At 73.4% G+C, this 20,884-nt stretch carries 17 protein-coding genes and 1 riboswitch; of the genes, 6 read left to right on the top strand and 11 right to left on the bottom strand.

What is annotated here, in order from left to right; all coding sequences use genetic code 11:
- Positions 1-65: 65 nt before the first annotated feature.
- Both ACIO3P_RS03085 and ACIO3P_RS03080 read right to left on the bottom strand, forming a co-directional pair.
- Positions 66-776: an SCO2322 family protein gene (locus ACIO3P_RS03085; RefSeq protein ID WP_329827352.1), complete on the bottom strand. Its 711-nt coding sequence runs from the start codon at positions 774-776 to the stop codon at positions 66-68.
- On the bottom strand, positions 773-2,137 hold the full coding sequence (locus ACIO3P_RS03080) for a prenyltransferase/squalene oxidase repeat-containing protein (RefSeq protein WP_401850553.1): 1,365 nt from the start codon (positions 2,135-2,137) through the stop codon (positions 773-775). The genes ACIO3P_RS03085 and ACIO3P_RS03080 overlap by 4 nt, the downstream gene beginning before the upstream one ends.
- 132 nt (positions 2,138-2,269) lie before the next feature.
- Positions 2,270-2,338: riboswitch (cobalamin riboswitch) on the bottom strand.
- A 318-nt stretch (positions 2,339-2,656) separates the two neighbouring features.
- Here ACIO3P_RS03080 and ACIO3P_RS03075 point away from each other — a divergent pair.
- On the top strand, positions 2,657-5,104 hold the full coding sequence (locus tag ACIO3P_RS03075; RefSeq protein WP_401850552.1) for an endonuclease/exonuclease/phosphatase family protein: 2,448 nt from the start codon (positions 2,657-2,659) through the stop codon (positions 5,102-5,104).
- 78 nt (positions 5,105-5,182) lie between these two features.
- On the opposite strand, the gene ACIO3P_RS03070 is transcribed toward ACIO3P_RS03075, so the two are convergent.
- From ACIO3P_RS03070 to ACIO3P_RS03060, 3 genes are all read right to left on the bottom strand, one after another.
- A complete protein-coding gene (locus tag ACIO3P_RS03070) occupies positions 5,183-6,655 on the bottom strand; it encodes a hypothetical protein (RefSeq protein WP_401850551.1) in 1,473 nt (490 codons plus the stop codon).
- A gap of 54 nt (positions 6,656-6,709) precedes the next feature.
- A complete protein-coding gene (locus ACIO3P_RS03065) occupies positions 6,710-7,060 on the bottom strand; it encodes an STAS domain-containing protein (protein WP_329827355.1) in 351 nt (116 codons plus the stop codon).
- 162 nt (positions 7,061-7,222) lie between these two features.
- Complete coding sequence (locus tag ACIO3P_RS03060; protein WP_329827356.1) at positions 7,223-7,927, bottom strand: TetR family transcriptional regulator; 705 nt, start codon at positions 7,925-7,927, stop codon at positions 7,223-7,225.
- Between the two features lie 229 nt (positions 7,928-8,156).
- On the opposite strand from ACIO3P_RS03060, the gene ACIO3P_RS03055 reads away from it, so the two are divergent.
- The 4 genes from ACIO3P_RS03055 to ACIO3P_RS03040 all read left to right on the top strand — a co-directional run bounded on the left by ACIO3P_RS03055 (position 8,157) and on the right by ACIO3P_RS03040 (position 12,362).
- Positions 8,157-9,587, top strand: coding sequence for a glycosyltransferase family 4 protein (locus tag ACIO3P_RS03055; protein ID WP_401850548.1), 1,431 nt, complete (start codon positions 8,157-8,159; stop codon positions 9,585-9,587).
- Positions 9,588-9,672: 85 nt separating this feature from the next.
- Positions 9,673-10,446, top strand: a complete 774-nt coding sequence (locus tag ACIO3P_RS03050; RefSeq protein WP_401850546.1) for a methyltransferase domain-containing protein — start codon at positions 9,673-9,675, stop codon at positions 10,444-10,446.
- Complete coding sequence (locus ACIO3P_RS03045; protein ID WP_329827359.1) at positions 10,443-11,555, top strand: prenyltransferase; 1,113 nt, start codon at positions 10,443-10,445, stop codon at positions 11,553-11,555. Before ACIO3P_RS03050 ends, ACIO3P_RS03045 begins: the two co-directional genes overlap by 4 nt.
- A gap of 186 nt (positions 11,556-11,741) precedes the next feature.
- Complete coding sequence (locus tag ACIO3P_RS03040) at positions 11,742-12,362, top strand: hypothetical protein (protein WP_329827360.1); 621 nt, start codon at positions 11,742-11,744, stop codon at positions 12,360-12,362.
- 128 nt (positions 12,363-12,490) lie between these two features.
- On the opposite strand, the gene ACIO3P_RS03035 is transcribed toward ACIO3P_RS03040, so the two are convergent.
- The 4 genes from ACIO3P_RS03035 to ACIO3P_RS03020 all read right to left on the bottom strand — a co-directional run bounded on the left by ACIO3P_RS03035 (position 12,491) and on the right by ACIO3P_RS03020 (position 17,298).
- A complete protein-coding gene (locus ACIO3P_RS03035) occupies positions 12,491-13,282 on the bottom strand; it encodes a hypothetical protein (RefSeq protein ID WP_329827361.1) in 792 nt (263 codons plus the stop codon).
- A gap of 344 nt (positions 13,283-13,626) precedes the next feature.
- On the bottom strand, positions 13,627-14,565 hold the full coding sequence (locus ACIO3P_RS03030; protein WP_329827362.1) for an N-acetylmuramoyl-L-alanine amidase: 939 nt from the start codon (positions 14,563-14,565) through the stop codon (positions 13,627-13,629).
- A gap of 77 nt (positions 14,566-14,642) precedes the next feature.
- Positions 14,643-15,356, bottom strand: a complete 714-nt coding sequence (locus ACIO3P_RS03025) for a class I SAM-dependent methyltransferase (protein ID WP_401850543.1) — start codon at positions 15,354-15,356, stop codon at positions 14,643-14,645.
- A 136-nt stretch (positions 15,357-15,492) separates the two neighbouring features.
- Positions 15,493-17,298, bottom strand: a complete 1,806-nt coding sequence (locus tag ACIO3P_RS03020; protein ID WP_329827363.1) for an MFS transporter — start codon at positions 17,296-17,298, stop codon at positions 15,493-15,495.
- Positions 17,299-17,652: 354 nt separating this feature from the next.
- On the opposite strand from ACIO3P_RS03020, the gene ACIO3P_RS03015 reads away from it, so the two are divergent.
- Positions 17,653-19,311 carry an MFS transporter gene (locus tag ACIO3P_RS03015; RefSeq protein ID WP_401850541.1) on the top strand — a complete coding sequence of 553 codons (1,659 nt, stop codon included), beginning with the start codon at positions 17,653-17,655 and terminating at the stop codon, positions 19,309-19,311.
- A 120-nt stretch (positions 19,312-19,431) separates the two neighbouring features.
- Here the strand turns inward: ACIO3P_RS03015 and ACIO3P_RS03010 are convergent, their stop codons facing one another.
- Both ACIO3P_RS03010 and ACIO3P_RS03005 read right to left on the bottom strand, forming a co-directional pair.
- Positions 19,432-19,608 (bottom strand): hypothetical protein, encoded by a 177-nt coding sequence (locus ACIO3P_RS03010; RefSeq protein ID WP_329827364.1) that lies wholly within the window; start codon positions 19,606-19,608, stop codon positions 19,432-19,434.
- A gap of 59 nt (positions 19,609-19,667) precedes the next feature.
- Positions 19,668-20,882, bottom strand: coding sequence for a hypothetical protein (locus ACIO3P_RS03005; RefSeq protein ID WP_401850539.1), 1,215 nt, complete (start codon positions 20,880-20,882; stop codon positions 19,668-19,670).
- Positions 20,883-20,884 lie beyond the last annotated feature (2 nt).

Here is a 20,884-nt window from a genome sequence, read left to right as displayed (position 1 = left end):
ACGGTCCACGGTGTGGTCGGCAGGGCGGTGCGCGGGGCGCTCGGCGGGGCGATTCATGGGGCGGTTCAGCCGCGCCGGCGGCGTGCCTGCCACAGCCCGGCCACGGCGAGGACGGCCACGGCGGCGAGACCCGCGAAGAGGCCGAGCGAGGGACCGCCGCCGTCCCGCTCCGGCCCGGCGACGGGAGTATCGGCGGCTCCCGCACGGTCGGCGGTGGGAGTGCGAGCAGGGGAGGGGGAAGCGGTCGACGCGGGGTCCGCCGTCGCGCCGTCGCGCACCTGCTCCCCGCAGCCGGACTCCGGGTAGCCGGAGATCGCGCAGAGCAGCGCGTCGCTGTTGTAGCGCAGCGGCTTCGCCACCGCCGCGAGCGCGTCGGCGGCCGTGGCGTCCGCGCCGACCCGCGCGCACCGCGCCCGGGGCGCGGGCGGCTCCTCCCCGGCCGGGGCGTCCGCCGCCGTACCGGCGTCGACGACGACCGCGATCCGCTTGGCGCCGTCCCGCGCCGGGGTGGCCGCGCAGACCGCCGCGAAGTCCGGCGCGGTACGGGGCCGGGCCGCGTCCCCGCTGTCCGCGCTCACCGCGAAGCGGAAGCCGGTGACGGTGCCGTCGGCGGGGCGGAGCACCGCAGGGCCCTGGGTGGCGTACGCCCAACTCCCGCCGGTGGCCTGCCAGAACGACCAGTAGCGGTAACCGGCGGCCTGCGCGCCGCCCGCCCCCGCCCCGAGCACGAGCCCCAGCGCCACCGTCAGAGCGAGCGCGTACCGCGAACGCGTCACGGCTGCCGGGTCTTCCTGCGGCTGAGCAGGAACGCGGTCCCCAGCGCCGCGACCACACCGACCCCGGCGACCCACAGGAGCACCGCGGCCCCGCCGTCGGCGATCGCGCTCTCCGCGGCGTTGCCGGGGCGCGGCTCCGGGGGCGCCACGGACCTGGGCGTGGGCCCGGTCGCGTTCAGCCGCTCCACGAGGTCGATACCGCCGAAGTTGCGCGGGTCGGTGTCCGTCGCGTACGCGGCGAAGATCAACTGGGCGTAGGCGGCGGGCCCCTGCTGCTGTGCCCAGGTCCCGGAGTTCTTCTTCAGCCACTCCAGGGCGCCGGTCGCCTGGTCCCCGTAACCGGCCGCCGTCAGGGCGACCACCGCGTCCGCCGTGTTCCCGATGTCCGGCGTCGCGGCGCCCGCGTCGCTGTTACTGGTCCCGGGCAGCGGCGGCTGGTCGAGGTGGCCGGTGGCCGCGAGCGCCCCGGCCAGATAGGCGGCGCCGTTGCGGGCGGCCCGCTCGGGGGAGGGCCGCCGGGAGGCGGTGGACGGTACGCAGGTGGGCGCGGCGCCCGCCGTGACCGGTGCGGTGACCAGCCGCTTGCCGAGCCCGGCGAGTACGGCCGCCGCCGTGGCGTCGTCGTTGGCGGTCAGCTTGCCGTCCTGGTCCGGCTGGTACGCGAAGGCCCCGGCGTCCGCGCCCGACCCGGCGTCGCACGGGATCGAGAGCCCCACCAGCGCGTCGTAGGCGTGCTTGCCGTCCGGGTCGCCCTGCGGCACGCGCATCGAGGTGGGCCGTACGCCGGCCGAGGTCAGCGCGCCGATCACCAGGGAGGTGGAGTTGGCGTCGCTCGGCGCGCCCGGGGTGTAGCCCCAGCCGCCGTCCTTGTTCTGGGTGGAGCGCAGCCAGGCCACGCTCGTCGTCATGAAGGGCCGCTGGTCGCCGAGGGAGGAGAGCGCCTGGACGGCGACCGCCGTGGAGTTGGAGTCGATCGGCGTGCTCGCGTCGCACGGCGCGGCCGGGTCGGCGCGGAACGCGGCGAACCCGCCGTTCGCGCACCGCTGCTTCTTCAGCCAGCGCACGGCGTCGTTGGCGGGCCTGACCCCGGACGCGGCCTGCCCCAGCAGGGCGAGGGACTGCCGCCAGACGCCGTCGTACGTGGGGTCCTTCTCGCCGTACAGCCCGCGCGGGAGCTTCACCGCCGGGGCCGGCGCGGACACTGACGGAGACGCCGACGGGGAGGCCGACGGAGAAGGGTCGGGCGAGGAGCCGGAGGCCGGGGGAGGCACGTCGCCGCCCGCGAAGGCGGCCGGGGCGAACACCACGCAGAGCACGGCGGATACGGCGAGCGCCGCGGTGCAGCGGCGAACGGTGGTCATGGGCTGCTGGGCCTCTCCTGCGCGAGCCGGACACCAGGCACACTCAGGCACCAGACTCCGGCCTCGTGTACCTCGACGATGCCTGCCCCGGCGGGTTGCCGGTGGCATGAGCCGGTCACGACCGCGTACGGAGCATTCCGACTCGCCGCCGGTGACGGCGGCTCACGGCTGCGGGTCAGTGCCGGTTTCGCACCGGCTTCCCTCCATACGGGCATGATGACGACGCGCCCACTCTACCGGCCCGGCCCCGCCGGATCCCCCGGCCCCGGCCTGTCCCCGGGCTGTCCCCGGGGCGTCCGGAGGAGGGCCCCGGAGCGGTCCTCCCCGTCGGCCAGGTTAAATCCGGCGAACACTCGGGAAACACTTGCCCCTTGGTGTGCGCGACCTCTTGTTCGGGCAGTATCTACGCGCGTATCTTGAGCCGACTTTTCCGCCAATCACGCTCATCCGCGACGTCACCGAAGGAACCCACGGGGGGCCCGCCGGAAGTCGCAGCCCAAGGAACAGAAAGAGTCACTCGTGTCTTCCTCCATACCCCCGGCCTTTCGTGGCCGTCGCGCGAAGATCGTCGCGCTGGCGGTCCCCGTAGGTCTCGCCGGTTCCCTCGTCGTGCTGCCCTTTGCCGCCCAGGCGACCCCGTCCCCGGACGCCGTGATCGCCGAGGTCTTCGGCGGTGGCGGCAACTCCGGGGCCACCCTCACCCACGACTTCATCGAGCTGGGCAACGCGGGCGGCGGCGCCTTCGACCTCACCGGCTGGTCCGTGCAGTACCTCAGCGGCTCGCCCACCGCGAGCTCCAAGTGGCAGGTCACCCCGCTGACCGGCGCCATCCCCGCCGGGGGCAGCTACCTCGTCGAGGAGGGCAAGGGCGCGGGCGGCGACACCGCCCTGCCCACCCCGGACGCCACCGGCGCGATCGCGATGTCGGCGAGCAGCGGCACCGTCGCGCTCGTCCACTCCACCACCGCGCTGACCTGCCTGACCGCCGCCGACTGCACGGCCGACACCACGGTCAAGGACCTGGTCGGCTTCGGCACCGCCGTCGTACGGGAGACCACCCCGGCCACCGGCGCGGGCAACACCACCTCGGTCGCCAGGAACGCGGCGCTCACCGACACCGACGACAACTCCGCCGACTTCACGGGCGCCACTCCCTCCCCCCGTAACAGCGCGGGCGCGGGCGGCGGCTCGGAGCCGTCCCCGACGCCCTCGCCCACCAGCACCACCCCCGGTGAGCTGCGCGTCCACGACATCCAGGGCGCCACCCGCCTCTCCCCGCACGCCGGTTCGACCGTCACCGACGTGCCCGGCGTCGTCACCGCCGTACGCGCCATCGGATCCGCGCGCGGCTACTGGCTCCAGGACCCGAACCCGGACAAGGACCCGGCGACCAGCGAGGCCGTGTTCGTCTTCACCGGCTCCGCCACCCCGCAGGTCAAGGTCGGCGACTCGGTCCTGGTCAGCGGCAAGGTCACCGAGTACTACCCGGGCGGCGCCGCGGGCGGCAACCAGTCCGTCACGGAGCTGACCGGCCCCACCTCCACCGTCCTGTCCTCCGGCAACGCGCTGCCCGCCGCCGAGGTCATCGACGAGAAGACGCTCCCCGAGGCGTACGCGCCCAAGGTCAAGGGCCTGAACATCGAGCCGCTGGCCCTGAAGCCCAAGAAGTTCGCCCTGGACTGGCTGGAGTCCCGCGAGGGCATGCGCGTCCAGGTCAAGGACGCCCGGGTCGTCGGCGCCTCCAACGCGTACGGCGAGACATGGGTCACCACCAAGCCGAAGCAGAACGCCACCCCGCGCGGCGGCACGCTCTACGGCTCCTACTCCCAGCCCAACTCGGGCCGTCTGCTGATCGCCTCGCTCACCGGTGAGAAGGCCGCGGCCAACGTGGGCGACACGCTCACCGGCGCGACCACCGGCGTGCTGGACTACTCCAACTACGGCGGCTACGGCCTCCAGTCCACCACGCTCGGCACGGTGAGGTCCGGCGGCCTCAAGCCCGAGGTGGCGAGGAAGGCCAAGGCCGACGAGCTGGCGGTGGCCACGTACAACGTGGAGAACCTCGACCCGACCGACCCGCAGGCGAAGTTCGACCGGCTGGCCGAGGGCGTCGTCAAGAACCTCTCCTCGCCCGACGTCGTGAGCCTGGAGGAGATCCAGGACAACAACGGCGCCAAGGACGACGGCACGGTCGCCGCCGACAAGACCCTCGCCCAGTTCATCGCGGCGATCAAGGCCCAGGGCGGTCCCACGTACGACTGGCGCTCGGTCGACCCGCAGGACAAGGTCGACGGCGGCGAGCCCGGCGGCAACATCCGCAACGTCTTCCTCTTCAACCCTCAGCGTGTCAGCTTCGTGGACCGTCCCGGCGGCGACGCCACCACGGCCACCAAGGTCGTCAAGGCGCCCAAGGCCGACCAGAAGGGCAAGGACCGGGGCATCACCCTGTCCGTCTCCCCGGGCCGGATCAACCCCACCGCCGACGCCTGGCAGAACAGCCGCAAGCCGCTCGTCGGGGAGTTCACCTTCCGGGGCGAGCAGGTCTTCGTCATCGGCAACCACTTCAACTCCAAGGGCGGCGACCAGTCGCTGCACAGCCGCTTCCAGCCGCCGGTCCTCGGTTCCGAGACCCAGCGCCTGGCGCAGGCCAAGGAGGTCAACTCCTTCGTCACCGGGCTGCTCTCGCAGGACGCGACGGCCAAGGTCGTCGTCCTCGGTGACCTGAACGACTACCCGTTCTCCAAGCCCGTCGCCGCCCTCACCCGGGGCAAGGTCCTCACCGACCTGATGGACAAGCTTCCGAAGAACGAGCGCTACAGCTACGTGTACGACGGCAACTCGCAGACCCTGGACCACATCCTGGTCAGCCCGGGCGTCAAGAAGCCCGACTACGACGTCGTCCACATCAACGCCGAGTTCGCCGACCAGGCGAGCGACCATGACCCGCAGGTGGTCCGCATCCGCTGACCCGCCTGCGCCGGGTGGCGTGTGGGTGCCCCGTGCGTGGGGCGCCCACACGTCACGCCGTACGCGGGGGACCGGCGGTCAGCGGGCGGGCGCGAGCCGCTCGTACACCGTGACCCTCCGGCCGCGGACCTGCTCGTCGGCCACCACCGTGAAGTGCCGTTCCAGCACCGAGATCTTCGTCCGGTCCCGCGCTCCCCGCACCGGTCTCGCCACCCCGGGGGCGTCCGTCACCAGCAGGATCCGCCGGTGGGCCAGCATCGCGGCGCGTATCCGGCCCGGGTCCGCCTCCAGACCCTTCAGCGTGCCGGACTTCCGCGGGCTCCGCGTCAGCGCGATGTCCCGCAGACCGGCGAAGGCGTCGGGCGAGACGGACGCGGTGTCCCGGCGCGCCGACGGCAGGAACAGCACCGCGCCTCCGGGCTCCTTCAGCCGCCGTACGTCCGACGCTATGGCCAGCACATCGTCCGCCCGGCCCTCCGGGGACCGCTTGGCCAGCGACTGCGGCAGCAGCGCCACCATCGCCACGGCGACCACCGCGGGCAGGATCCACGCGGACGCTCTCGGCAGGCGCGGCTCGGCCGCCCGTACCGCGGAGCCGACGGCCGTACCGATCAGCAGCGCCAGACCCAGCAGGCTGAAGAGGATGTACCGGTCCAGGAAGAGCGGCTGGATCAGGGAGAGGCCGATGAGGCCGAGCTGAGGCACCGCCAGCAGCGGCAGCCCGACGGCCGCCACCGAGGGCCCGCCCGCCCGGGGCCGGTCCAGCAGGGCGCCGACGCCACCGATCGCCAGCAGGACCGCGGGGCCGATCATCATGTGCCAGGTCAGCGGCGGTATCCAGGACACCTGTACGGACTGGCTCCGGCTGAAAAGGGCCAGCGGCAGCACACCCGCCACGGCGACCGCGGAGGCCGTCGCCCAGCGTGCCCACACCCCGCGCCCGGCGCGCGTCCGGAGCAGCGTCGCCAGATGGGCCGGCAGGATCATCAGCGAGAACCAGTTCAGCAGCCCGCACAGCAGGACGGTGGCGCCGTACGCGACCCAGTGCACCGTCCTGGCGCGCCCCTGGAGCACGGTCACGAGCAGCAGGGTCGAGATCCCGGCCCCGGCCGCGACCAGTGCGTACGGACGGCCCTCCTGGAGATGGAACTGCACGGCCGGAAGCAGCCCGAACGCCATCCCGCCGGCCAGACCCGCCCACCGCCCGGCCAGCCGGTGGCCGATGGCCGCCACACAGGCCGCCGCGACCCCCATGGCCAGCACCGAGGGCAGCCGCAGGGTGGTCGTACCGGGCCCGAAGCAGGCGAACAGCCCGTGCATCAGCAGGTAGTAGAGCCCGTGCACGACATCGACGTTCCCCAGCATGCGGCATATCTCGGCCGTGGAGCGCTGGGCCACCTGCCAGGTCGCGGCCTCGTCCCGCCACACACTGTCCTGCCGGGACAGCCCCCAGAAGCCGAGGGCGAGGGTCCACAGCACCGGGATCAGCCGGACGAGAACGGAGTGACGCGGACGGGCCTGCGCGGATCCCGGCGCCTTTGCGGTGAACATGCGCCCATTGAACAACTGTGCGACCGCCAGGGGTGTGCCAGACACGACGGCGACCTAGAACGTGTCGGGCCGGGGGAGATCGGGCGCGGTGTCCCACGGGGTCGTCAGGTGGGTGAAGGTCCGGGTGACGTCGAGCACCCGCCGTACCGGGGGTGAACAGCGGAGCAGGGTCAGGTCACCGCCCGCCCTGCGGCTCGCGCGGCGCTGGCCGAGGAGGAGGTTGAGGCCCGTGGAGTCCATGAAGGGCACCTCGCTGAAGTCCACCTCGACGTACCGGTGCGCCAGCGGGGCCAGGGCGGCGAAGAGGTCGGGGCCCGTGTCGCAGTCCAGTTCGCCGCGGACCCGCACCAGAACGCGGTCCTGGCCGGTGACGATCTCGACGCTGAGAGGGGCATACGGCGGCACGGCAGTGATGGGGGACCTCACTCCTCCGGTGAACGGGCGGCGAACGGGCTGACACAACGACCGAGCACGGTACACCGCCCGCTACGTGGAGTTGACGCCTTCTCACCCGGACGCACCCGCCGGTTCCGTACGACGGCGGCCTCCCGCCCCCGGACGGAGCACTCAGCGCGGCTCCGGAACGCCCCGCGCCGTCAGGTCGAGGAGCCTGCTGGCCGTCTCGATGTCCGCCCGTACCTGCGCGACCGAGGCGCGCCCCGACAGCCAGGCGATCAGGGTCGCGTGCCAGGTGTGCTCGATGACCCGGACCGCGGAGAGCTGCTCCGGAGTCGGCTCCTGCGGCGTCAGCGAGGGCGTCCCGGTCGCGGGCGTTCCTGTCCGGGCGGGCGTCCCCGTCCGGGCGGCGGGGGTCCGGGGCGCGGCGTGCGGGGCCATAGCGTCCAGGATGATCGCGGTCGTCTGCCGCGACACCGTCTCCACCTCGCCGCTCACCCCCCGGTCCGCGAAGGTCAGCGCCCTGACCATCGCGTCCGCGAGCTGCGGATCGCGCTGGAGCGAGCGGAACGCCCGGAGCAGCGTCCCGGCGACCCGCTCCGACGGGGTGTCACCGGCCGGGGGCCGTCTGCGGAGGGTGGCGTGGAGGCCGTCGAGCTGGTCCTGCATCGTCGCGACCAGCAGATGGACCTTCGAGGGGAAGTACCGGTAGAGCGTGCCGAGGGCCACCTCCGCCTCCTCGGCGACCCCGCGCATCTGTACGGCGTCGAACCCGCCCCGGCAGGCGAGCCGCGTCGTGGCGTCCAGGATGCGCCGCCGCCGGGCCTCCTGGCGCTCCGTCAGCGCGGCCGTACAGGGGCGCGAGGCCGTTGCCATCGGTTGCCGCTCCCTTCGGGGCTCTGCGGGCGCACAGTACGGGCGCACAGCATGGCAGACCCCGCCGTGGCGGGAATCACCTGCGGGGGCTCGTGCGCCGACGCTACCTGCCGGTAGATTCGAGGGCTGCGGGCGGACGGGTCTGAAACTTGTTCTAGATCGTCGGCAGCGGTTACGCTCCGGCGAATCCGTCGGAACACGGAGAACGCAGTGATGAAGGGGGCCGAGTGTGACCGCTGAGGCCATAGCGGCGGGCACCGGGCCGGAGTCCCAGGACGACCGGGGCGGCAGAGGCGGCGGCGAACGGCCGCTGCGCATCGCGCTCCTCAGCTACAAGGGCAACCCCTTCTGCGGCGGCCAGGGCGTCTACGTACGCCATCTCTCCCGCGAACTCGCCCGCCTCGGCCACAGCGTCGAGGTCATCGGCGCTCAGCCCTACCCCGTGCTCGACGAGGGCGTCCCGCTCACCGAGCTGGCCAGCCTCGACCTCTACCGGCAGCCTGACCCGTTCCGTACACCGCGCCGCGACGAGTTCCGCGACTGGATCGACGCCGTCGAGGTCGCCACCATGTGGACCGGCGGCTTCCCCGAACCGCTGACCTTCTCGCTCCGCGCCCGGCGCCATCTCGCCGCCCGCGCCGGGCAGTTCGACGTCATCCACGACAACCAGACCCTCGGGTACGGGCTGCTCGGCGACCTCGGCGCGCCGCTGGTCACCACCATCCACCACCCCATCACCGTCGACCGGCGGCTCGACCTGGACGCCGCCGAGGACTGGCGCCGCCGGGCCTCCGTACGCCGCTGGTACGGCTTCACCCGCATGCAGAAGCGCGTCGCGCGCCGGCTGCCGTCCGTCCTCACCGTCTCCGGCTCCTCCCGGCAGGAGATCACCGACCACCTCGGGGTACGGGCGGACCGTATCGACGTCGTGCACATCGGCGCCGACACGGAGCTGTTCTCGCCGGACCCGGGCGTCCGGGAGATCCCCGGCCGGATCGTCACCACCTCCAGCGCCGACGTCCCGCTCAAGGGCCTCGTACATCTCGTCGAGGCGCTGGCCAAGCTCCGTACCGAACACCCCGACGCGCACCTCGTCGTGGTCGGCAGGCGCGCCGAGGACGGTCCGGTCGCGCAGGCCATCGAACGGTACGGGCTCGAAGGGGCCGTCGAGTTCGTCAAGGGCATCTCCGACGCCGAACTGGTCGATCTGGTGCGGGGCGCGCAGGTCGCCTGCGTGCCGTCCCTGTACGAGGGCTTCTCGCTGCCCGCCGCCGAGGCCATGGCCACGGGCACCCCGCTCGTCGCCACCACCGGCGGCGCGATCCCCGAGGTCGCCGGGGCGGACGGGGAGAGCTGCCTCGCCGTACCGCCGGGCGACGCGGGCGCGCTCGCCGCCGCCCTCGGGCGGCTGCTCGACGACGCGGAGCTGCGCGCCCGGCTGGGCACGGCGGGCCGCGAGCGGGTGCTCGCGCGGTTCACCTGGGCCAGGGCCGCCCAGGGGACGGCGGAGCTGTACCGCGAGGCCATCGCCCGGCAGGCGCACGGGAGACGGGGCCCCCGGGCCGCCACGCCCGCCGCCACGTCCGCCTCCGGGTCCGCGACCGCCGTACGTACCGACGTGCCCCGTACCGACCCTCCCCGCGGCGGCGGACGCCGCTGATGGCCGGCCCGTACGTCCGTACCCGCCCCCGCTCCTGCCACCGCTCCCGCCCCCGCTCCTTCGACCGCGAAAGCAGGACGACCCTGTGCTGACCGTCGACTTCACCCGCTTCCCGCTCGCCGCGGGCGACCGCGTGCTCGATCTGGGGTGCGGCGCAGGCCGGCACGCCTTCGAGTGCTACCGGCGCGGCGCTCAGGTCGTGGCCCTCGACCGGAACGGCGAGGAGATCCGCGAGGTGGCCAGGTGGTTCGCCGCGATGAAGGCGGAGGGCGAGGCACCGGAAGGCGCCACGGCCACCGCCATGGAGGGCGACGCGCTCAACCTGCCGTTCCCCGACGAGTCGTTCGACGTCGTGATCATCTCCGAGGTGATGGAGCACATCCCCGACGACAAGGGCGTGCTCGCCGAGATGGTCCGCGTGCTGCGCCCGGGCGGCCGGATCGCCGTCACCGTGCCGCGCTACGGCCCCGAGAAGGTCTGCTGGGCGCTCTCCGACGCGTACCACGAGGTCGAGGGCGGCCACATCCGCATCTACAAGGCGGACGAACTGCTCGGCCGGATGCGGGAGGCCGGGCTCAAGCCGTACGGCACCCACCACGCGCACGCGCTGCACGCGCCGTACTGGTGGCTCAAGTGCGCCTTCGGGGTCGACAACGACCAGGCGCTGCCGGTCCGCGCGTACCACAAACTGCTGGTCTGGGACATCATGAAGAAGCCCCTCGCGACCCGGGTCGCCGAGCAGCTCCTCAACCCCGTCGTCGGCAAGAGCTTCGTGGCGTACGCGACCAAACCGCACCTGCCCGCGGCGGCCGGTACGCCGGCGCCGTCCGCGGACACCTCAGCGGCGGCCGTCAAGTGACCTGGCCCAGCTTCGGTTCCGGGGCCGGCACCGGTCCCGGCGCCACGGAACACCTCGTCCTGCCCGGCGTGCTCACCGCCGAACAGGCCGCGCTGACCGTGGCCGGGATCCTCGCCGTCCAGCGGCCCGACGGCGCGATCCCCTGGTTCCGCGGCCACCACCTCGACCCGTGGGACCACACCGAGGCGGCCATGGCGCTGGACGCGGCGGGCGAGCACGAGGCGGCGGCGCGCGCCTACGACTGGCTGGCCCGGCGCCAGAACGAGGACGGCTCCTGGTACGCGGCCTACGCCGACGCGGACCACGAGGTGAGCCTCCCCGCCGACCGGGGCCGGGAGACCAACTTCTGCGCGTACCCGGCCGTCGGCATCTGGCACCACTACCTGGCCACCGGCGACGACGCGTTCCTCGACCGGATGTGGCCCGTCGTCCACGCGGCGGTCGAGTTCGTCCTCGAACTCCAGCGGCCCGGAGGGCAGATCGGCTGGCGGCGCGAGGCGGACGGCACCGCGCTCGACGACGCGCTGCTGACCGGGAGTTCGTCCGTGCACCAGGCGCTGCGCTGCGCGCTCGCGATCGCCGAGGAACGCGAAGAGCCGCAGCCCGACTGGGAGTTGGCGGCGGGCGCGCTCGCGCACGCGATCCGCGACCACCCCGAACGTTTCCTCGACAAGAGCCGCTACTCGATGGACTGGTACTACCCCGTGCTCGGCGGCGCCGTGACCGGAGCCCCGGCCACGGCCCGGATCGAGGAGGGCTGGGAGCGCTTCGTCGTGCCCGGCCTCGGGGTGCGCTGCGTACTGCCCAACCCCTGGGTGACGGGCGGCGAGAGCTGTGAACTCGCCCTGGCGCTCTGGGTGATGGGGGAGTCCGACCGTGCGCTGGAAGTACTCCAGTCCATCCAGCATCTGCGCGCGGACGGCGGGATGTACTGGACGGGGTACGTCTTCGACGGCGACGAGCGCGGCATGTGGCCCGAGGAGCTGACCACCTGGACGGCCGGGTCCCTGCTGCTGGCCGTGGCCGCCCTCGGCGGCGACGAGGCGACGACCGCCGTCTTCAGCGGCGAGCGGCTCCCGCACGGCCTGGAACCGGACTGCTGCCGCTGACCGCCTTCCTGGGCCGGCCGCCGCTGACCGTCTCCCCGGGCTGACCGCCGGTGACCACCTCCCCGGCCGACCGCCGGTGACCACCTTCCCGGGCCGACCCTCCGTGACCGACCCGAACGGCCCAGTCCGCGTGGCGGCGGGACCGGGCGCCGGTGAGGCTACAGGCAGTCTGCCAGGGAGGTTCCCATGTCCGACACCCCTCACATACCGGGCGCGCCCCGGGTGACGGTGCGCCGCGCCGCACTGGCCCTGCTGCTCTCCTGCGCCCTGCTGCTGACGACGGGCGCGTGCGGGGGCGCCGCGTCCCCCAAGGCCGAGAAGGCCGCCGGAGCCGCCCAGGTGGCACCCGCCGCCGATGAGGCGGCTGCCTCGCCCACCGGCACCGCGGAGAAGCAGAAGTTCGCCAAGACGCGCTTCGTCGCCAACGCCGCTCTCGCGGCCGGCGCGACGTACCAGTGGATCATCAAGCCGTACAAGGCGGGCAAGTTCAAGAAGGGCGCGAAGGGGCGGAAGTTCGCCCTGGTCAAGGCGGCCCTCGCCGGAGCCTTCACCTACAACAGGCTCAAGGCGGCGACCAAGAACGCCAAGGGGGATCCGCTGCTGTCCAAGGCCGTGGCACCGCTGTCGGCCGGGATCGCCTCGCTGAAGGGGCTCGCCACGAAGCTCCGCAAGGGCGACGCGAGCGGCGTGGACATCAGCAGCTTCGAGAAGACCATCACGGGCATCAAGAGCGCCGGCGAGAGCGCGGGAGCACCGGTGAAGAACAAGGTGCCCTCGCTGTCCCAGCTCACCAGCGGCTCCGGCTGACCGGAGGTACGCGGGGCCGGTGACACGCGGAACCGGTGGCACGCGGGACCGAACGGAAGGGGCCCTGGCCCGGAACGCGAAGTTCCGGGCCAGGGCCCCTGTCGTACGCCTGACGGAGCGGGCGGCGGTCAGCCGCGCTGGATGCCCGAGGTGTCCTGCAGAACGCCGCGACGGCCGTCCTGCGTCTGGGCCACCAGGCTGGGGCCGCGCTGCTCGACCGCCAAGTACCAGGTGCCGGGCGCCAGTTCGGCGATCGGGGACTGCGAGCCGTCCTCACCGAAGAGCGGGCGCGCCACGGGTACCGCGAACCAGAACGGCGAGAAGTCGCCCGCCGGAGCCGCCCCGCCCTGGGAGGGCTGGGCCTGCTGCGCGGCCGGCTGGGCGCCCGCGCCGAACGGCTGCGGCTGGCCCTGCGTACCGTACGGCTGCTGGCCGCCCGGGTAGCCGTAACCCTGCGCCGGGCCGCCCGGGGCCCCGCCGTACGGCTGGGGCGTCTGCGGCTTCGGGGGGCCGACGAGGGCGACCTTCAGCGCGGGGACGAGCGGGGTCGCCACGGCGGCGCCCGCGAGGGCGACGGCGCTGAAGAAGCCGAGGATCTGGCCGCCGCCGGCCTTGCCGTCACCGAGCAGGTACCAGAGCGAGGTCCAGGCGGCGAAGAGGGCGAGCGCGACGCCGAACTGGCCGAGGTCAAGGCCCGCGATCTTCTTCGGGGACTGCGGGAGGGCGTGCGAGACGACAATCAGGGCCGCGGCGAGGACACCGGCGATGTGGACGCTCATCACGACGCCGAGGATGTCCCATGCCTTCGGCCCGCTGTTGAAGCTCGTCGAGTCGTAGAAATTGAGGAACGAGGCGATGAACAGCAACACCGCTGCTCCGATCACCACGCCGTCGCCTCTAGTGAGGGAGCGGATGTTCACGTGAAAAATCCTTCGTCAGTCGTCTCGTCGGGGCGGTCGTCGCGGGCCGCTCAGGGTGCGGTGCACGGTGCGAAGCTCGGGGGCGGCTCCCTATCGTACGGATGAATCTATCGTCTGCCCGATCGGGTCGTCTGCCGGGTATCCGGCCTGGTACCGGGCCGTTACGAGGGTCCGCTATGCGGTTCCGCGACCTCGAAGGGGTGTCACAGGGCCCGCTCCGGCCCCTTCCGCGACATACGCGCCAACTGCCGTACCGACTCCCTCACGAACCCCTTGACCAACTCCTTCACCAACTCCCCGCCGACTTCCTCACAGCGGTCTCACAGCGATTCACTTCTTCTTCTTTAGTTCTCCAGGAAACCGCTGATGCCGGCCGCCAGTCCCCGCGCCGCTTTCTGCCGCCATTCCGCGTCGGACAGCAGTGCGGCATCGGCCGAATCCTGCATATTGCCGCACTCGATGAAGACCTTCGGGACGGTCGAAAGGTTGAGACCGCCGAGATCCTCGCGTACGTCCAACCCCGTACCGTCACCCAGGTAGTTGGCCGGAGAACTTCCGGTTTCCCGGCGGAAATCGCCGACGATGCGCTCGCCGAGTTCGCGGGAGGGGCCGACGATCGCGGAGGTGTCCGCGCCGCCGCCCTTGACCAGGGCGGGCAGGATGACGTGGAAGCCGCGGTTGCCGGGCGCGGAGCCGTCGGCGTGGACGGAGACGACGGCGTCGGCCTTCGCCTTGTTGCCGATACGGGCGCGCTCGTCCACGCAGGGGCCGTACGGGCGGTCGTCGTCGTGCGTGAAGGAGACCGTGGCGCCCTGCCGCGTGAGCAGGGTACGCAGCCGCTGGGAGACGTCGAGGGTGAACGCGGCTTCCGCGTAACCGGACTTGGTGGCGGTGCCGGTGGTGTCGCACTCCTTGGTGGTCGTGCCGATGTCGACCTTCTTGTTGATCTCCGTGGGGTGGTCCTTGTTACGGAGGTTGTGGCCGGGGTCGATGACCACGACCTTGCCGGCCAGCGGTCCGGCCGGATCGGCACCGCCGGGGGCGCCGTCGCCCGGGGCGGCCGTGCGGCCGGACGCGGTGGCGGCGGGGGAGGCGGGCGCGGAGGGGGAGGAGGCGGATCCGGTGGCCGTCGCGGCGGAGGCGCCGGCGCCGTCGGATCCGCCCGTCCCCTGCCACACGAGCCACCCCGCCAGGGCGGTCGGCACCAGCGCGGCGACCGCGACGGTGAGCTGGCGCCGGCCGAAGCGGCGGCGTGCGGGCTGCGGGCTCTCGTCGTACGACACGTCGCGATGCTAGACGTCCCGCCCGCCGATCGGGGGCAGGGCGGGCCCGTGGAGCGGTCAGGGACCCCTCCGACGGGTCAGAGCCCTGGGGCTCCCGCCGCCGTACGGCGCAGCACGCGCAGGGTGTCGGTCACCGACACCTCGGTGAAGTCGCCGGACGCGAGGGCCCGGAGCCAGACCCGGTACGGCGCCTGGCCGCCGTCCGCCGGGTCGGGGAAGACGTCGTGGATGACGAGCAGCCCGCCCTCGGCGACCCGCGGGGCCCACCCCTCGTAGTCGCCGCCCGCGTGCTCGTCGGTGTGGCCGCCGTCGATGAAGACGAGACCGAACCGCCCGTCGCCCCAGGCGCGCGCCACCCGCGGCGAGCGGCCGACCACCGCGATGACGTGCTCCTCCAGACCGGCCCGGCGGAGGACGGAGCGGAAGACGGGCAGTGTGTCCATCAGGCCGGAGGCGGGGTCGACCAGTTCCCGGTCGTGGTACTCCCAGCCCTCCTGCTGCTCCTCGCTGCCGCGGTGGTGGTCCACGGTGACGACGACCGTGTCCGCCTCGCGCGCCGCGGCGGCCAGCAGCAGGGTGGAGCGCCCGCAGTACGTGCCGATCTCCAGGAGCGGCAGCCCGAGCGCCCCGGCCTCGGCGGCCGCCGCGTACAGGGCGAGCCCCTCGTGGACGGGCATGAAGCCCTTCGCCGCCTCGAACGCGGCGAGGACGTCCGGCGCGGGTCCGGGCGCGGGCGCTCCGACGGCTGCGGCCACTGCGGACGTGCCGGACGTGCCGGATGTGCCAGTCATTTGGGGGCTGCCTCCTCGGACCGATCCGGCGGTGTGCCGGATACCGGGCGCGTCCATGGTGCCGTACGGCCGCGACCGTACGAGGTCCGGGGCGGGGGCCCCGGCCGGGGTACGGGCGCGGCGCACGGGCCGGGTGTCAGGACGTGACGGCCGAGCTGCACTCCTGCGCGCCCTGCCCCTGCCTCTGGCCGAGGACCAGGTCGACCGCGACCGGGACCCCGTCGCCCCGGTACTCCGCCGGGCACGCGTGGGACCCGTACCCCGAGGCCGTCCCCGCCAGCACGTAGGGCCCGGCGCCCGGCGGCAGCAGCGCGTAGCGGCCCTCCGCGTCGGCCGTGGTGCGGCCCGCCTGCCGGCCGCGCCGGTCGATCAGCGTGACGTTCGCCCGCGCGACCGGCGCGCCGTCCGCGTCCAGCACCCGCCCGGTGAAGCCGCCGGAGCCCGCGACCAGGGTCATGCGGTGCTCGGCCGTCCCGTACGCGAGCTCCTCACCGGCGGCCTGCGGCTCCGGCCGGGCGGCGGGCCGCTGCCCGGGGAGGAACATCGCCAGCACCAGACCGACCAGGACCGCGCCGGTGGCGATCACGAACGAGATGCGGAAGCCGTGCATCGACGGCAGCGCCACCCCGCCCGCCTGGACGGAGGTGTGGGCCAGCACCATGCCGATCACCGCGCTCGACATCGACGTGCCGATGGAGCGCATCAGGGTGTTCAGACCGTTGGCAGCGCCGGTCTCCGACGCGTCGACGGCGCCGATGATCAGGGCGGGGAGCGAGGAGTACGCGAGTCCGATGCCCGCGCCGAGGACGACCGAGATGATGACGGTCTGCCAGGCGGCGTTCATCAGGCCGAGGCCAGCCCCGTACCCGAGGGCGATGATCAGCATGCCGATGATCAGGGTGACCTTCGGGCCGCGGCGGGCCGATATCCGCGCGTACAGGGGCGCGGTGAGCATCATCGTCAGGCCGAGCGGCGCCACGCACAGGCCCGCGACCACCATCGACTGGCCCAGTCCGTACCCGGTCGAGGCGGGGAGCTGGAGAAGCTGCGGCAGGACGAGGGTGACCGCGTAGAAGGCCACCCCGATCATGATCGAGGCGAGGTTGGTGAGCAGCACCTCACGGCGCGCGCTGGTGCGCAGGTCGACCAGCGGGGCGGAGCTGCGCAGCTCCATCACGCCCCACAGCAGCAGGATGACGAGGGCCAGGCCGAAGAGCCCGAGCGTGGTGCCGGAGGTCCAGCCCCAGTCGCTGCCCTTGGTGACCGGCAGGAGCAGGGAGACGAGACCGGCGGAGAGCCCGATCGCGCCGAGCCAGTCGAAGGTGCCGGGGGCGCGTACGGACGACTCCGGTACGAAGACCACGGTGAGCAGGATCGACAGCGCGCCGAGACCGGCGGCGGCGAAGAACAGGGCGTGCCAGTCGGCGTTCTGGGCGATCAGCGCCGCGACGGGCATGGCGAGTCCGCCGCCCACGCCGATGGAGGAGCTCATCAGCGCCATGGCCGAGCCGAGCTTCTCGCGCGGCAGTTCGTCGCGCATGATGCCGATGCCGAGGGGTATCGCGCCCATGGCGAAGCCCTGGAGCGCCCTGCCGACGATCATGATCACCAGGTCGTCGGTGAAGCCGCAGATGAGTGAGCCGACCACCATGACGGCGAGGCTGGCGAGCAGCATGCGCCGCTTGCCGAAGAGATCGCCGAGGCGCCCCATGATCGGGGTGGCGACGGCGCCCGCGAGGAGGGTCGCGGTCATGACCCAGGTGGCGTTGGCGGGCGCGGTGCTGAGAAGGGTGGGCAGGTCCTTGATGACGGGAACGAGCAGGGTCTGCATCACCGCGACGGTGATGCCCGCGAAGGCGAGGACGGGGACGATGCCGCCGGCTTTGCGGGGTCGTGGGTCCGGGAGCCCTCCGGCGTGCTGTTCGGTCGTCGTCTGCGGCATACGTGCGGCCTCCGGGGCAGAAAAAAGGAAAAGGCGTACCAGGGGTACGTACGGGGGGTGCGGGTCCGGCGGGATCCGGCGCGGTCTGTCGGGTTCTGGCAGGGTCTGGCGGGGTCTCTCGGTGTATCGCGGTGTCTGTCGATGGGGGCGCGGGCCCCGGTGCCGCACTGGACACGACCGCGTCGGCCGTAAAGTGCGTGCACCATGAAAGCTTCTCAGTCCAACCCGGGGCGCCGCCGCCGTATTCCGGCTCCGGCGGTCATATTCCGGTAAACGGTGTGTGAACGGGGCGACCCCGACCGGCCTGCGGCTCCGGCGAAATATCCATGTACGGGGCACTCGTCGACTGCGACCATGACAGCCATGGTCCGAGCCTCCTCAGAGTCAGAATTCGAGTCGGAAACCGAAGCCGACGCGATATCCGCTTCCGCAGCCTCCTCCGTACCGGCAGCCCTGTCCGCCCCGGCGCCCCCTTCCGTCCTCACCGGTCCCTCCCTCGCCAAGGACCCTTCCGGCCCCAAGGACCCTTCCGGCCCCCAGGGCTCTTCCGGCTCCAAGAGCCCTTCCGGCCCCAAGGGTTCCGCCGCCCCGCCGGGCCCCGCCGTCCCCGCCACCCCCGCCGGGCGCACCAGACCGGGGGCCCGCACCTGGGCCGTGATCCTGGCCGCCTGCGCCGGGCAGTTCCTCGTCGTCCTCGACGTGTCGGTGGTCAATGTCGCCCTGCCGTCCATGCGCGCCGACCTCGGGCTCTCCGCCCCCGGGCTCCAATGGGTCCTCAACGCCTACGCCATCGCGTTCGCCGGCTTCATGCTGCTCGGCGGGCGCGCGGCCGATCTCTTCGGCCGGAAGCGGACCTTCCTGGCCGGGCTCGCGGTCTTCACGCTCGCCTCCGCGGCCGGCGGATTCGCCCAGGAGGGGTGGCAGTTGATCGCCGCCCGCGCCGTCCAAGGGCTCGGCGCGGCCGTACTGGCCCCCGCGACCCTCACCATCCTCACCTCGGCCGTGCCGGCGGGCGCCGCCAGGACCCGCGCGATCGGCACCTGGTCGGCGGTCGGCGCGGGCGGCGGCGCGGCGGGCGGACTGGTCGGCGGACTCCTCACCGACCTGCTCTCCTGGCGCTGGGTGCTGCTGATCAACGTGCCGGTCGGTGTCCTGGTCCTGGCGGGCGCCGCGTTCTGGCTGACCGAGTCCCGGGACGCCGCGGGGCGCCGCCTCGACCTGCCGGGCGCGATGCTGGTCACGACCGGGCTCGCGGCGGTGGCGTACGGCATCGTGCAGACCGAGGAGCGCGGCTGGGGCCAGGTGGTGACGCTGCTGCCGCTGCTGGGCGGGGTGCTGCTGCTCGGGGTGTTCGTGGTGGTGGAGGCGCGGGCGAGGGAGCCGCTGATGCCGCTGGGGCTGTTCCGTATCCGGGCCGTGTCGGCGGCCAACGCGGCGCTGTTCGTCTGCGGCACCGCCTCCTTCAGCATGTGGTTCTTCATGACGGTGTACGCCCAGAATGTCCTGGGCTACACGCCGCTGGAGGCCGGGCTCGCGCTCGTCCCCAGCTCGCTGAGTGTGGTGCTCGGCTCGAAGCTCGCACCGCGGCTGATGCCACGGACCGGGGCGCGCGCCCTCGCGGTGACCGGGACGCTGGTGGCGGCGGCCGGCTTCGGCTGGCAGTCCACGATGACCGCCGACGGAACGTTCCTCTCGGTGATCCTCGGCCCCGGCATCCTGATGATGGCCGGCCTGGGCCTGGCCACCACCCCGCTGGCCGCCCTCGCCACGGGGAGCGCGGCACCGGGCGACGCGGGCCTGGTCTCCGGACTGGTCAACACCTCCCGCACGATGGGCGGCGCGCTCGGCCTGTCCGTACTCTCCACCGTCGCCGCGTCCCGGACTGCGGGCGGCACGGGGCCGCAGGCGCTCACCGAGGGGTACGCGCTCGCCTTCAGGACGGGCTGCGGGGTGCTGCTCGGGGCTGTGGTCCTGATGGTGCTGTGGCTGCCGCGCGCTTCCTCGGACGCCTGACACGGAAGCGCGTGGGAGCTCCCGGCGCGGCACCGTGCGTGCGAACGGCGAGAGGCCGCCACGGCTTCCGTGGCGGCCTCTCGGCTCTCCGTCGTGTGCGCGGGTTCGTGAACCCGGCCCTCAGGCCGCGTTCCTGCCCTCTTCCGGGCGGCGGTGGCGGCCGTAGGCGGGAGACGTGGAGTCCTCCGCCGGTGCCGCACCCCCGCGGTGCTTACCGAGACCGTCGTTGTCACCGCTGCCCGCGGTCGCCATCCCCTGCGGGCGCTGCTGCGTCGTGTCGGTTCGGGTTTCGGACATGTGGGAAGTCACCCCGTTGTGTTCGCTTCTTGTTCTGTGGCACAGGGCCGGAGGAAAGTCTATCCAGGGGCCCCACGGCCGGTGAGCGGCGCCTGTTGCAACGGCACCGGCCTGCACATGGCAGGAGTCCGTGGAGCGCCGGACGGTTCCCCGCCGGCGGATTCCGCTTGCGTGGATTCCGTGACCTCGCCCTGGTACGGACGGCCGACGGGCGCTGTCGGGTCCACCGGCGGGCCCATCGGTGCGTCCGCCGCCGGGTCCATCGCCGCGTCCGGTGGCGCGTCCACCGGCGCCTGGAGGGACGCCACCCCGCACGGCACCGTGTCCGTCGCGTACGGCAGCCGCAGCACCCCCTCCCGGGTCCACAGTCCGGCCCCCGCCAGCCACCCCTGCGGCGCCGGCCGCTGATGGAGCCGACGGCCCGCCGGGCGCCACACCCCCACCCAGCTTCCCGCCGGGCCGTCGATCCGCAGCGCCACCGCGCAGCTCTCCGGCATCAGCACCTGCCCCGGCTGGACGGCGAAGGGCGTCACCGCGCGGTCCGCGAACCGCAGGCACTCGGGGAACCGCACCGGACGACGGCTCCCCAGCACCCCCCAGCCCAGCCGGTCGTGGCCCGGGGCGTCGGAGCGGATCAGCAGCAGCCCGCTGTCCGGATCCGCCAGCAGCAGACGGTCGTTGCTCTCCTCCGTGATCTGGAGCAGCGGCGTCGCCTCGCCGCCCCGCGCCAGATCCACGGCCACGGCCTTGACCACGCCGTCGGTCTCCCGGTCGAGCGCCAGTATCCGCCCCGTACGGTCCAGCCAGACCCCGCCCGCGCACCTCCCCGGCACCTCGGCGACCCGTTCGGGGCCGAAGGCGCCGCCCGCCACCAGCCAGACCGTGGTGGAGCGGGCGCCCGCCGACAGGGCGTACGCGCGCCGGCCGTCCGGCGACGGCGGCAGCAGCCTCAGCTCCGGGCACCGCACCGCGCCCACCGGGAGCTGACCCGTCCCGGGGCCGGTCGGATAGAGCAGCGAGAGATCGTGCCGGTCCGCGACCCGGCGGCGGACCAGCACCCGCCCGTCGGTCAGCGGCAGCACCTCCGTGTCCGGCTCCTCGGGCTGGTCGAGGGGGAGAGGCACCGCGTACGGCTCCGGCCCGTCGAGGGTCCACCGCTCCGGGAACCACGCGTCCCCGGTACCGGCCTTGAGGGCCAGCCGGGCGGCGTACGCCCCGTCCGCCGTGACCGTGAACTCCGCGGGCCCCGCCGTCTCGACAGCACAGGCAGTCATCG

This window comes from Streptomyces sp. NPDC087310 (assembly GCF_044744405.1).
Classification (GTDB): Bacteria; Actinomycetota; Actinomycetes; order Streptomycetales; family Streptomycetaceae; genus Streptomyces.
Note: the sequence above shows the minus strand (reverse complement) of the source record. Positions and strands in the feature narration are given on the sequence as shown.

Coding starts and splice junctions, on each gene's coding strand:
- ACIO3P_RS03025 (WP_401850543.1), bottom strand. CDS start 15,356: ATGACTGGCACATCCGGCACGTCCGGCACGTCCGCAGTGGCCGCAGCC.
- ACIO3P_RS03080 (WP_401850553.1), bottom strand. CDS start 2,137: ATGACCACCGTTCGCCGCTGCACCGCGGCGCTCGCCGTATCCGCCGTG.
- ACIO3P_RS03060 (WP_329827356.1), bottom strand. CDS start 7,927: ATGGCAACGGCCTCGCGCCCCTGTACGGCCGCGCTGACGGAGCGCCAG.
- ACIO3P_RS03040 (WP_329827360.1), top strand. CDS start 11,742: ATGTCCGACACCCCTCACATACCGGGCGCGCCCCGGGTGACGGTGCGC.
- ACIO3P_RS03015 (WP_401850541.1), top strand. CDS start 17,653: ATGACAGCCATGGTCCGAGCCTCCTCAGAGTCAGAATTCGAGTCGGAA.
- ACIO3P_RS03010 (WP_329827364.1), bottom strand. CDS start 19,608: ATGTCCGAAACCCGAACCGACACGACGCAGCAGCGCCCGCAGGGGATG.
- ACIO3P_RS03020 (WP_329827363.1), bottom strand. CDS start 17,298: ATGCCGCAGACGACGACCGAACAGCACGCCGGAGGGCTCCCGGACCCA.
- ACIO3P_RS03005 (WP_401850539.1), bottom strand. CDS start 20,882: ATGACTGCCTGTGCTGTCGAGACGGCGGGGCCCGCGGAGTTCACGGTC.
- ACIO3P_RS03070 (WP_401850551.1), bottom strand. CDS start 6,655: ATGTTCACCGCAAAGGCGCCGGGATCCGCGCAGGCCCGTCCGCGTCAC.